At 66.7% G+C, this 12773-nt stretch carries 9 protein-coding genes and 1 pseudogene; 2 read left to right on the top strand and 8 right to left on the bottom strand.

All coding sequences use genetic code 11. From position 1 onward, the window contains the following. Positions 1–25: 25 nt before the first annotated feature. The 7 genes from DID96_RS36510 to DID96_RS36480 all read right to left on the bottom strand — a co-directional run bounded on the left by DID96_RS36510 (position 26) and on the right by DID96_RS36480 (position 10147). Positions 26–3097 (bottom strand): peptidase domain-containing ABC transporter, encoded by a 3072-nt coding sequence (locus tag DID96_RS36510; RefSeq protein WP_124604024.1) that lies wholly within the window; start codon positions 3095–3097, stop codon positions 26–28. 18 nt (positions 3098–3115) lie between these two features. Beyond that, entirely contained in the window at positions 3116–3868 is a 753-nt protein-coding gene (locus DID96_RS36505; RefSeq protein ID WP_124604022.1) for a peptidylprolyl isomerase, read from the bottom strand. A 127-nt stretch (positions 3869–3995) separates the two neighbouring features. Beyond that, positions 3996–5405, bottom strand: a complete 1410-nt coding sequence (locus DID96_RS36500; RefSeq protein WP_260464154.1) for an HlyD family efflux transporter periplasmic adaptor subunit — start codon at positions 5403–5405, stop codon at positions 3996–3998. Then, the gene (locus DID96_RS36495) at positions 5383–7260 is read right to left on the bottom strand and encodes an FHA domain-containing protein (RefSeq protein ID WP_124604030.1); all 1878 of its coding nucleotides are present in this window, start codon (positions 7258–7260) and stop codon (positions 5383–5385) included. Before DID96_RS36495 ends, DID96_RS36500 begins: the two co-directional genes overlap by 23 nt. A gap of 191 nt (positions 7261–7451) precedes the next feature. Further along, entirely contained in the window at positions 7452–8927 is a 1476-nt protein-coding gene (locus tag DID96_RS36490; RefSeq protein ID WP_409333848.1) for an efflux transporter outer membrane subunit, read from the bottom strand. Positions 8928–9245: 318 nt separating this feature from the next. Then, a complete protein-coding gene (locus tag DID96_RS36485) occupies positions 9246–9671 on the bottom strand; it encodes a DUF4399 domain-containing protein (protein WP_124604019.1) in 426 nt (141 codons plus the stop codon). Positions 9672–9718: 47 nt separating this feature from the next. After that, positions 9719–10147, bottom strand: coding sequence for a DUF4399 domain-containing protein (locus DID96_RS36480; RefSeq protein WP_124604017.1), 429 nt, complete (start codon positions 10145–10147; stop codon positions 9719–9721). Between the two features lie 298 nt (positions 10148–10445). Here DID96_RS36480 and DID96_RS39695 point away from each other — a divergent pair. Next, positions 10446–11150: pseudogene (locus DID96_RS39695) on the top strand (caspase domain-containing protein); the annotation flags it as partial. Positions 11151–11180: 30 nt separating this feature from the next. Then, positions 11181–12470, top strand: a complete 1290-nt coding sequence (locus DID96_RS36475; protein WP_409333849.1) for a formylglycine-generating enzyme family protein — start codon at positions 11181–11183, stop codon at positions 12468–12470. Here the strand turns inward: DID96_RS36475 and DID96_RS36470 are convergent. Beyond that, positions 12428–12773 (bottom strand): hypothetical protein (locus DID96_RS36470; protein ID WP_221624635.1); only part of this gene is annotated, 346 nt, incomplete at its 5' end. The two genes, DID96_RS36475 and DID96_RS36470, sit on opposite strands and share 43 nt — an antisense overlap.

The following is a 12773-nucleotide window of genomic DNA, read 5'->3' as shown; positions in this document are numbered from 1 at the left end:
CCGAATCCGTGCGGGTCGAAGAGTTTCATGACGCACCCAGCTGTTTCTGCACGAGCTGGTAATACATGCCCTTGAGGGCGACCAGTTCGTCGTGCGTGCCCTGTTCGACGATCGCGCCTTCGTACAGCACGAGGATCTTGTCGGCACGCATGATGGTGCTGAGCCGGTGCGCGATGATCACCGCCGTGCGCCCTTGCAGGATCTCGTGCATGTTCGCGAGGATGTTGCCCTCCGACTGCGTGTCGAGGGACGACGTCGCCTCGTCGAACACGAGCAGGCGCGGGTCGTGATAAAGCGCGCGCGCGATGCAAAGCCGCTGGATCTGGCCGCCCGACAGGCCCACGCCGCGCTCGCCCACCACCTGCTCGTAGCCGAGCGGCAACTTGCTGATGAACACATGCGCATCGGCCATCCGCGCGACCTCCTCCATGCGCCGCCAGTCGGGGCTCGCGTCACCGCATGCGATGTTCTCGGCAATCGATCCGGAAAAGACCAGGTTCGACTGCATCACGTAGCCGATCTGTGCACGGTAGCAAGCCTTGTCGATCGCGTTCATGTCGTAGCCGTCGACGACGATCTTGCCGTCCGAGGGCGTATAGAAGCCCACGAGCAACTTCGCCAGCGTGGTTTTCCCCGAACCGCTGCGCCCGACGATGGCCACCATCTCGCCGCGCCTGATGGTGCAGCTGATGTTCTCGAGCACGTAAGGCGTTTCGTTGCCGCCATAGCGGAAATACACGCCGTCGAAGCTGATGTCGCCCTGCAGGTCGGGCAGCACCACGCGCGAGCCGAGTTCGGACGGCTTCTGCTCGGGCTCGATGTCGAGCACGTCGCCGAGCCGCTCCATCGCCACCGCCGCGTCGTTCATCAGGCTCCACATGCCGACGAGCCCCATCAGCGGTGCCAGCACGCTGCCCATGAACGCGTTGAACGCGATCAGCTGGCCGATGCTGAGTTCATGCGCGAGCACGAGGTTCGCGCCCACCCACAGGATCACGATCGTGGTCGCCGCATTCAATAGCTGGCTGCAAAGCGCCACCAGAATATTGAATGCCTGCGCGCGATACTGGACGTCGAGCGCCTTCGCATACTTGCGCTCCCACTTCAGCCGCACCGACCGCTCGATGCCCATCCCCTTCACGGTCTCGACGCCGCCGAGCGTCTCCATCAGCAGCGACTTCGCATCGGTGGACGCGGCAAACACCTCGCGCGCAAAGCCTTTCAGCCTGGGCGTTGCGAGCGCCGTGAGCGCCATGATCGGGATCACGAACGCGATCAGCACCATCGTCATCTTCACGTTGTAGAGAAACATGATCGTGAAGTAGATGAAGATCATCAGAAGATTGAGCGCGGTCGTCACGGTGGACTCCGTCAGGAACGCCCGGATCGTCTGGTTTTCCTGGAAGCGCGCGAACACGTCCCCGCTCTTGCGGCGGGCGAAGAACGAATACGGCAGCGACATCGTGTGTTTGAAGAACTGCGACATCATCGCGAAATCGAGGCTGCGCACCATGAAGTTGGACAGATGCGCACGTATCGTCGTCATCAGCTGCGTGAACACGTGCGAGATCACGAGCCCGGCGATCAGCAGGTGCAGCAGGCTCACGTTCTGGTGCACGATCACGCCGTCCAGCACGTTCTGGATGATGAGTGGCGGGATCACGCCGAGCACCTGGATCACGAAAGTCGCGAGGAACAGGTTCGCAAGAATCTTCCGGTAAGGCTGCAGATAGCCGATGAAGCGTACCCACGGCGAACGCGACTCGGCCTGCGGCGCGGCCTGCCCGGTCGCGGTGAACAGCAGGCAGGTGCCGCTCCAGCCGCGCTCGAACGCTTCTACGCTCAGCTTCCTGAAGCCGAGCGCCGGATCGGCGATGCGCACGCACGACTTCGAGACGCCGTACACGACGACGTAGTGATATCCCTCCCAGTGCACGATGAACGGCAGGTCGAACCCGAGCAGCGCCTCGTACGTGCACTGCACGCCGCGCGTCGCGAAGCCGACCGCCTCGCCGGTGCGCGCGAGACTGTCGAGCGTCGCGCCCTGCGTCGTCACGTTCGCGAGATCGCGCAGCTTGCCGAGCGTCATCGCGATGCCGTAGTGACGGCAGATCATCGCGAGGCACGCCGCGCCGCAATCCATTTCCTCCGCCTGCTCGACCAGCACGAAGCGCTTGATCATGCGCTCGCCGAACGCGGCGTCGGCGCCGATATCGATCTGCAGCGGGTGGCGGCGCCGTTCGGCGAGCTTCTTCTGCCGCTTCAGCTCCTGGTCGACGAAGCGGATGCGCTCTTCGAGCACGTCGCGCAATTTCGGGTTGCGCTCGAGCATGAAGTGCACGGTCTTTTCCGGAATCACGAGCAGGCGCGTATCGGTGACCGCGGTGACGGTCGCCGCCTGCTCCTGCCGCAGCAGGCACGCGCGCTCGCCGAAGATCTCGCCTGCGCCGAGCGTCGCGAGCGGATAGTCGTTGCCGTCCTCGTGGCACGACACGCTCACCTCGCCCTGGCGCACGACATACAGCCGCAGGTCGCCGCCCGGCCCCTGCCTGACGATTTCCTTGCCGGCCGCGACGCGCTTCACGCCGACGCTCGACACGTATTCCTCGAGTTCCGCACGCGTCAGCTTGCCGCGCAGGTCGAACAGCCGCGTGACGAAGCCGCCGGCCGAGCTGATCGCGACATAGCTCGTCACGAACGACTGCGCGGCGGGGTTGTCGCGCAGGATCGGCTCGATCGCGCTGCGCGGGATGCACAGCACCTCGGTTTTCGTCGACGCGCGCACCGACACCTCGTGCCCGTAGTCGCGCAGCATCGCCATTTCGCCGAACACTTCGCGTTCCTTGCGCACGCCGACGCTGGTTTCCTTGCCGCGCTCGTCGGCAATCAGGCGCACGGCCCCGCAACGCAGCACGTACAGGCCCTCGGCCAGGTCGCCGCGGTTGCAGACCGTGTCGCCAAACGCGTAGGTGCGCAGCTGCGCCTGCGCGGCCATGCGGTCGAGTTCGTCGCGCGAAAAGAGCGACAGCGGCTCCACCGACGCGAGAAACTCCGCGAGCGACGGGGTGCTGGCCGGTGCAGGGGCTTGTGCGTCCATGGGTCCGGTTCTCCGCGCTCAGCGTGCCTCGATGATGTGTTCCTGCGCGCGCTCGGCAAGCCACTCCTCGCGCAGCAGGCGCCGCACCTCCGACGCGACGTCGGCGTCGAGCGCGGCCGGGTGTTTCGCGGTGACGGAAAAGATCTCGAAGAACGCGCCGTCGGGCGCGGCGAACGGCCCGAGCAGGTCGCCCACGTGCGCGTTGAACACCTTGGCCTCGATGTCCGTCTTCAGCGAGCCGCGCAGCACCTTGCCGATCACACCGCCGCGCTCGGCCGTGTCGGCAATTGAATGCTCGCGCGCCATGTCGCCGAAACTGTCGGGATCGTCCTCCAGGATCGCGATCATCTCGCGTGCCTTGCCCTCCGAATCCAGCACGATGTGACTGACCTCGATGCTGTCGAACTTCGGCGAATTGAGCTTGAAGTACGCTTCGACGGCCGCGTCGCTGCACACCGTGTCGAGCGTCTTCTCCTGGTACAGCGTGTCGGTGATGAACCGCTCGAACTCGTCGAGACTGATCCCGAACACGTCCAGATAGCGATTCATGTCCGCGGCGCGGTGCAGGCCGCGCACGCGGCGGAACTGGTCCGCGCGCTCCTGGATTTCTTCCGGCGTCACCTGCACGCCCATCTTCTTCGCCGCGATCACCGTGAGCCGGTCGCGAACCTGCTGTTCGACAAGGCCCTCGAACTGCCCCGCGAGCTTCAGCACGCGGATGAAGTCGTCGGTGCCGATTACCTCGTCGTCGATACGCACTATTGCGGTCATCTCGTCCCCCTTGGTCCTCTTGGTCCTCTTGATCCTCTTGCTCCCGCAAGCGGCCATCGCCGCTGAATCGCCAGCGGCGCGATGCAACACCGCCTGCCTGCGTTCCCCTGCACCGTGCCCACCGCCATCAGCCGGCGATCTGCCTGAACGGGTCCAGCGCGAACCCGATCACGCGTCGCTCGCGGACCACGATTTCCGCCGTGGCCGTCATCCCGTAGCGCAGCGGATACTTCGTGCCGGCGATCACGTAGGAATCGCGCGCAAGCGCCACGCGGCCTTCGTAGACGGGCTCCTTCGTCTGCGCCTGCGGCTTCGTGGCCGGCGAAATGTATTCGAGCGTGCCGTCGATCACGCCGTAGCGCTGATACGGAAACGCATTGAACTTGAGCTTCACCGGCAAGCCTTCATGGAGAAATGCGCGGTCCTGCTCCGCGATCGCGACCTTCACGACCGGCCGCGCATCGGACGGCGCGATGCCGCCGAGCGGCGTGTTCGCGAGGATCTTGTCGCCCGGCTGCGTCGTGGTCACGTCGGTGATCACGCCGGAGGCCGGCGCCAGCACGAGCAGGAAATTGTCCTTGTCGATGTTCTCGAAGCGGATGCGCGCGGCGGCATCCGCGGCGAGGCGCGCCGTCTGCACCTGCAGGCGCAGCTTCTCTTCGGTGTTCGCGATGTCGCGCACCGTCGCGTCGTACTGGATGCGCAGCCCGGTCAGCGTCTCGCCACTGCCTTCTAGTTGCGCCTTCGCCTGTGCGAACTCGTGGCTCTGCTGCGCCTCGAGCTGCGCAAGCCGCGCCTGCGCGACACGGTAGCTGTCCTGGGCCTGCAGATACGCGCTGCGTTTCTGTTCCACCTGGCTCTGCGACACGCCGCCGCCGCCCGGCAGCGCGAACAGGCGTGCGTACTTGTCCTGTTCGTCCCTCGCGAGGTCGAGCGCGTGGCGCGCGTTGTCGATGTTGCTGCGCGCTTCGTCGATCTGCGCGCGCTGCGATTGCGCGAGCTTGCTGGTGCCTTCGGCGATGCGGTTCTGGTGCTGGTGCTCCTCGACCTCGATCTGCTGCTTCAGCGCGTCGGCCTTGCGCTCCATCAGCTGCTTCTTTTCCGGAAACTGCTTCCATTCGCGCTCCGCGTCGTCGAGCTTGAGCCGCGCATCGAGCGCGTTGGTCGCCGCCTCGATCGCGCCGCGCGCGTTGATCCGGCCGATCACGTCGTTTTTCTCGACCGGCTGACCTTCGGCGATATAGATGTCCACCAGCTCGCCGTCGACGGGCGCGTAGATGCGGCGCACCTCGGACTCGGGCGCGAGCGCGCCCTGCGCGGTCACGATCACGTCGGCGCGGCCGACGAACGACCACAGCAGCGTGCAGACGACGAGCCCGACCATCGCGATGATGGTCGCCTGCGTGAGCCGCCACGGCCGCGCCGTCAGGATCGCGATGCCTTCGACGCTGTGATCCTCCAGCGCCTCGCCGAGCGATCGCGGCGGCTCCGGCGGCTTCGCCTGCCGCGCGCGCTTAAGGAGACTGTCGAGCTTCACCGCGCCCTCCGGAGGAAGCGAGCCGTTCCAGCGTCCCGGCATGCGCGGCGAACTGCGGCGTCGCGAAGCGGAACTGCCTGAGGCGATCCAGTACGGCCGGTCCGTGCCCTGCCCGTGCGTCGCTCTCGAACTGCGTGTACTGCTGCAGATCGGCGCGCACGGCGTCGAGCCCGCCCAGTCGCGGATAACGCTGCTCGTAATCGGCAAGCAGTGCGGGGAGACCGTCGAGCCGGTCGTCGTCGAGCGCCGACCCGATCGCCCGCTGCAGCCGCTCGAGCGCCGCCACGTAGACGGAGTTGTCGCTTTGCAGCTTGCGCAGCTGGCTGAGCGCGTCAGCGTAAGGCACGCCAAACGCGGGAACGTATGACGAAATCCGGTCGAGCAACCGCTGATGCGCGCCCGGGTCGTCGTTCCAGCGGCCGGTCAATGCCTTGATCGGCGCTTCATCGCGGTAGATCCGGATCGGCGCCTCCGGCCCGCCGCGGCCGGCAACGAACGCCTGCAGTTCGCCGATCCACGCAATCTCGTCGACGAGCGGACGCGCGTCGGCGTTGTGGCGGGCCAGCGTGCGCATCTGCTGCACGACGGCGCGGGCGCGGTCGAATGCGCGCGTGTTTATCGCCGTGATCCATTCCGGCGTTGTCGACCGGACGAGCGCCTCGGTGCCCAGTGCAAGGAACGCCGTATCGTCCGGATGATCGGCGAGGTAGCGATCGGCGAGTTGCGCCGCTTGCGCGGTGTCGCCGCGCGCCAGCAGCGCGCGCATCTCGCGCAGCGGCGCGTCCTGGAAATACAGCGTCGCGAGCAGCACGACGACCGCGGCGACGAGCCCCCCGCTCCACGCGCCCAGCCGGCGCATGTCGACGCGCCCGCTGCCGCCGAGCGCCTCGCTCAGCTCCGACAGGAAGACCTCGAGCCGGCCGCGCCGGTGGCGCGCTTCATGCGCGGTTTCGGCCGCGCCTTGCGCGGCGTGCGGATTGACCTCGTCGTCCTGCGCAACGGCCGGCACCGTGCAGAAGATGTCGAGGAACGAATGCGCGGTATCGACGAAGGTCGTCCGGTCGGCGTCCACATCCGCTGCATTGGCCGCATGCGCGCCGGCTCCCGGCGGCGACGCGGCCGTCACGGTGGCGTCCGGCCCCGGCCCGCGCTGCACACCGACGCGATAGACGAAGTGATCGCCGCCGAACGCGAGCAGCGCGCCGTCGGCGAGCGGCACCGCGTGCTCGTCGAGGCGCCGGCCGTCGACGAACGTGCCGTTCGTGCTGCCGAGGTCTTCGACGAACGCGTCGCCGTCCTGCTCGTAAATGTGCGCATGACGCCGCGACAGGTAGTTCACCTGATGCGGATACGCGTTCCGGTAGCACGCGAACGTGTCGTCGGTCTTGCTCACGAGAAACGGGAACGCGGTAATGATGACCGGTTGCAGGCCGAGATCGCCGCGCTCCGGCGACAGCGTGATCACGGCCGGCCGCGCCGCTTGATGCGTCGCGCACGGCACGAACGAGACGCGATACGCGAGCGTGCCGGCCAGGCGCAGTTCGTCGCCGTCGCGCAGCACGTGCGGCTTGTCGCCCACGTCGACGCCGTTGACGGCCGTGCCGTTCTTGCTGCCGAGATCGGCGACATAGGCCGCGCCGCGTTCGAAGAAGATGCGCGCATGCCGGCGCGACAGGTCGGCCACCCGCTCGGGTCGCGCGGACGAGAACGGCGCGTCCGTGCGACCGACGGCAAACAGCGCCTTGTCGATCCGGATCTCGCTCAACTCCGGATCGGCAACCGGCTTGAGCACGATGTCGAACGGCCGGTCGAGCGCGGCCTGTTTCTCGGCAATCGAAGCGGCGTCAGGAACCATGATTCGGCCAACGATCGACATGCGCCCGCCAATGGGCACGCGGCGCAGGAATCGCGACGCGCTCGCGAACCATCCGTGTGAAGTCGCGCCGCCGAGGCACCGGGCGACGCGCGCGTGAAAAAAGTTTAGGCGACGGAAGACGGTAGTCAATCGACTGGCGCCGATCGCGCGGCTGCGCAGGGCTGGCGTGTTCATTGCATTGCTTGCCGGACCGGCTCGCTGCTCGCATTCGAGACCTCGACCGCACGCCAGCCGCCGCCGATCGCCTTGTAGAGCGTGACCGTGTCGCTCAGAATCTGCTGATGATTGGCAAGCAGCGCGAGCTCCGCGGACGCCACCGAACGTTCCGATTCGAGCACCTCGAGCTGCGATACGAGGCCTTCCTTGAGCTGCGCCTCGACCTGCGCGGCCACCGTGCGCAGACGCTCGCCCTGCTGCTGAAGCTGCGCACGCTGCTGCTTGTGCGCATCGAGATCGACGAGCGCATTTTCCACCTCCTTGAACGCCGTAAACACCGTCTGCCGGTACTGCTGCTCGGCGACCCTGGCCTGCGCGTCGGTCGTCTTGATGTGCGCGCGCACGCCCGGGTCTAGCATCGGCAGGTTGATGCTCGGCAGGAAGCTGAACGTGAACGCCCGGAACAGATCCGACAGCGCGAACGCCGCGGTGCCGCCGCGCCCCGTCAGGCTGATCGACGGCAATTGCGCGAGCTTCGCCGCGCCCACTTCGTCATACGATTCGAGCACGCGGTACTGCGCGGCGACTACGTCCGGCCGCCGCGCGAGCAGTTGCGCGGGCAGCCCCATCGGCACGTCCGGCAGCTTGACGCGCTGCCGGAGATGACCGGCAGGCATCCTGAATTCTCCGGCCGGCACGCCCAGCAGCGTCGCGAGCGCGTTCTCGGCCGTGTCGCGCGAACGGTGCAGCTCGATCAGCGTGTTCGCCAGCCCGTTGATCTCCGCGCTCTGACGCAACACTTCCGTTTGCGGCGCGACACCGTTCGCAAGCATCGACCGGTAGATCGCCAGGATCTGCCGGTTCTTGTCGAGCGTGCGCTGCTGCTGTTCGATCTGGTCGTCGAACTGCAGGATCTGGAAGTACGTGGTCGACACATCAGCGACGAGCGTCAGGTAGCCTGCCCGCCAGTCGGCCTCGGTCGCATGAAATTCGGCCTTCTGCGCCTGCACGCCCTTCTCGACCTTGCCCCAGATATCGATGTCCCAGTTCAGCTGGCTGCCGACGTTGTACGACTTCGTCAGCGTCTGGCGCGTGTTCTTCTCGAAGTCCGCGCCCGCGCCGAGGTCGGCGGTCGGCAGCGCGCCCGCACGGACTTCGCCGATCTGCGCGCCGGCCACCTCGATGCGTGCCGCAAGCACCTTGATATCGACGTTGCCCGCGATGGCCTTGTCGATCAGTGCATTGAGAGTCGGATCGTCGAAGCCTTTCCACCACTCGGGATTGACCGCGTCCGACGCGGATACCGGCTCGTGCGCGTGCGCCCACGTGGCCTTGGCCGGCATCTCCGGGCGCTGGTAGACCGGCATTTTCAGATCCATGCAGCCGGACAGGACCGCCGCGCACAATCCGGCAGAGCCGGCGATGCGGGCGAGCGAACCCACGAGACCGCGGCGGTTGCGCGTGGCGGTAGGCGACAGGCGAGTGTTCACGATCGACTCCTTCGGAGGAACGCGGCGACGGTGCGGGATCGGACAGATGGCGTGCGGCCGATGCAGGGTGTTGGTCGTCTGGCTGCAGGACTGGACGCTCGCATCTCATACCGCATACGGCGTGCCAGGCGCACGTGCGATCGAACGAGATGGCGTGGAAAGGCCTGCCGACGCGGGTCCGACGATGACGAAGCCGGTCCTGGAGAGAGGTGCGTCGCGCACGGATCGATCACGCGTGATCGGCCGTCGCCAACACTTCCGGCTCGCGATGTCGGGCGTGCGCAGACACTTGCGCGATCAGTGCCGCGCAACGCGCAGTCACTTCACGTAAACCGTGATCTTCTTCGAATAGACGGGGGGATTTTGCGGCATGTGGTTCGCGTCGCCCATCAACAGCTGCAACGTGTGCTTGCCCGGAGGAAGCTCCAGCGTGGTTTCGGTCTCGCCCGCGCCGAAATGCAGGTGATTCCGGTCGGACGGAATCGGCTGGTCCAACGGCGGCAGATCCGTATCGACCAGCAGATGATGGTGGCCCGTGTTCGGAAACTGCACATGCGATGGCGCGACACCCATGTCTCGCAAGCCGAACCACACCCGGAACGGACGTCCAGCCGGCAGCACCTGGCCGTCGTTGGGCCAGCCGATGTAGACGACTGCCTTCGCGGAATGCATGCCGGGCTCGGCGGTCGTCGCACCCGTCCATAGCAGCGCCACGGCAGCGGCAAAGAGGATGAGCTTGTTCATGGCGTCAATTCAATTCCCGGTTCGTGCGGCAGGCGCGGCATCGCGCGCTACTTGACCGTAATCGTGATCTTCTTCGAATACACCGGCGGATCGTGCGGCACGTGGTTGTAGTCGCCCATCAGCATCTGCAGCGTGTGCTTGCCCGGTGGCAGCTCGATGCGCGCCTCGGTTTCACCGGCGCCGAAATGGAGGTGATTCCGGTCCGACGGGATCGGCTGGTCCAGCGGCGGGAGATCGGAATCGACGAGCAGATGATGATGGCCGACGTTGGGCCGCTCGACGCCTTTCGGGCAGACGCCCATATTGCGCAAGCCCATGCGCACCCAGAACTTGCCGCCGGTGATCGTGGCACCGTCCGATGGCCAGATGATGTAGGCCTCGGCGCCGGGCGGCGACGGCGTACGGCCGGCGGCGAATGCGATCCTCGGCGCCAGCACGGCGGCGGCCAAAGCCAGCAGCGTAGCCCTTCTTTGCATCGTGTTGCTCCTCGCGTGAGTGGCGGCGCGTGGCGTTGGACAGTGGAGCGTGACTAACAGCTTAGGACGTAATCGACAGGAAGGCATATATCGACGCGTGTCCGCGCATGTCTGTTTTTTGCGAAACCTGCGGGTGGTTCCGATAATCAGCGCAGAGCGCACGTGCTATCTTGAATGTGTCCCGGCCGTGCCCGCGCCAGCCGCAGGCCGGCATTGCGCTGGCCACGACCGGACACCTGGCAACGGCTGCGCTCCGCCTTCGGTCATTCCGTCCGACGGCGCACCCTGGGGGCTGAATATGTGGCGAATACTCTTGCCCGCATGCCTGTTTGCGTCGGTCTCGATGACATCGAGTGTCTGCTTCGGCGAGGCCGTGCATCCGTTTGCCGCGCCGCCGCCGGCAGCCACCGCGCGCGCGCAGTCCGTCGAACCGCACCGCGTCGCGCTCGTGATCGGCAACGGCGCGTATCGTGACCATCCGCTCGCCAATCCCGTCCACGATGCCGATGCGATGCGCGATGCGCTGCAGGCACTCGGCTTCGACGTCATCACGCTGCGCAACGCCACGCGGCAGCAAATGCTCGACGGGCTCGCCGCGTTCGGCCGCCGCAGCGCGGCCGGCGGCACCGGGCTCGTCTATTTTGCGGGCCACGGCGCCAGCGTCGGCGGAACGACATGGCTCGCACCGGTCGATGCGGACGTCGGCTCTGCGGCCGCCGTGTCGCGAACGGGCATTGACCTGCAAACCGTATTCGATGCGACATCGCGGCAGCACGGCGACCGAATTGATCTGATCATTCTGGATTCCTGCCTGAGTGCGCTCCCCGGCACCGGCAACGTGGCGGCCCGCCAGCCACCGTCGCACACGCTCGTCGCCTACGCGACAGCGCCAGGCAAAGCCGCAGCCGACGGCGCAATGCATGGTGTTTACACAGCGGCGCTGCTGCAGACGCTCGCGTTGCCGGGGCTCGGTATCGCCCAGGTGTTCGACCGTGCCGGCGCGATTGTCGAAAGGGCCACCGGGCATCGGCAGATGCCGTGGGTCGCGTCGTCCCTTTCGGAGACGGCAACGACACTTCCGTTCACCGCGGCCCGTCGCTCAGGAACGGGCGCCGTGCCTGCCGGCGATGGCATCGACACACGATCCGCAGGGTTGGCCGACGTCAGCGTCGTCGCGCTCGACAGCCGGGGCGTGATGCCGAAGGACAGCGCCGAGCAGTACGAACTCACGTTCTGGGAGTCGATCAAGGACAGCAAGGAGGCCGGCGACTACGAAGCCTATCTGAAGGCCTACCCGAACGGCCGCTTCGCGCCGCTGGCGCAGGCCCGTCTTGCACGACTGCGCGCGGCCGCGCCGAAGGCGCCTGCCGCGGCCGCGCCGGCACCGGCGGCGAGTTCCACACCGGCCTCCGCTCCGGCTGCGGCTGCGGCTCGGGCTCCGGCGCCAGCATCGGCGGCTCCCGTTCAGGCTCAAGCGCCCGCATCGGCGGCGGCAGCGCCAGCAACGGCGCAGCCTGCGCACCCGCCTGGCTCGCCGGCAAAAGCACCGCCGCCGGCTGTAGTGGCGGCCCCATCGACACCGCAGCCGAAAGGTGGCGCGGCGGCCGCCAATGAAATCCGCGATTGCCCCGCATGCCCGGCGATGCTGGCGGTCAATCCGGGGACGTTCGCGATGGGTAGCAATTCCGGCGACTCGTCGGAAAAACCGGCGCATCGCGTGACACTCGATCATGCTTTCGCGCTCGCGAAGTATGCGGTGACCGTCGCGCAGTGGAACACGTGCCGCGACGCGGGCGCCTGTCCGCGCCTGCCGAGCGACAGCAACACGACGCCGAACGCACCGGTGCGCGACCTGAGCTGGGACGATGCGCAACTGTACGTGAAGTGGCTGTCGAAGATCAGCGGCAAGACTTACCGGCTGCCGACCGAGGCCGAATGGGAATTCGCGGCCCGTGGCGGCACCGCCACGCGCTACTGGTGGGGCAACGAGATGCGCCCGGGCAATGCGAACTGCAAGGACTGCGGTCAGCCATGGCATGCCGATGCACCGGACAACGTCGGCTCGTTCGCGCCCAATCCTTTCGGCTTCTACGACATGGCGGGCGGCGTATGGGAATGGGTCAGCGATTGCTGGCACAACTCGTACAAGAATGCGCCTGCCGACGGCCACTCATGGGACGAGCCGAATTGCCAGGTGCGCGTCATCCGCGGCGGCTCGTGGCGGGATGGCGCAAGCTACATGCCAGTCTCGACACGCTTCAAATACGACAGCAGCGTACGCTATTCGGCAAACGGGTTTCGCGTGGCCCGGGACATGAAGTAGGTCGATGCCGGGAGCGGGCAGCTGGTTGCTTCGGCGACGTCGGACGCCTCCTGCTGCACCTCGACGGCTTCCTCGACCTGTTCCTTCAGTTGCTGGCTCACCTTGTCGCCGAGATTCTCGACGACTCGTTGTCCCCACTCGCACGAGCGCTTGATCGCGCGAAACCGGTCATTGCTCGATCGGAAGCGGCGAAGGTTGGCTTTCGATATCGAAGGTACCTCGGCCACCGGTGCGCGCGTCGCGCCGGACCGCCTGGGGCGCAAGGCCAATCCTGCGCATGAAGGCTTCGCGCATATGGCTGCA

The organism is Burkholderia sp. Bp8963, from assembly GCF_003854275.1.
In the GTDB taxonomy this organism is placed as follows: Bacteria; Pseudomonadota; Gammaproteobacteria; order Burkholderiales; family Burkholderiaceae; genus Burkholderia.
Note: the sequence above shows the minus strand (reverse complement) of the source record. Positions and strands in the feature narration are given on the sequence as shown.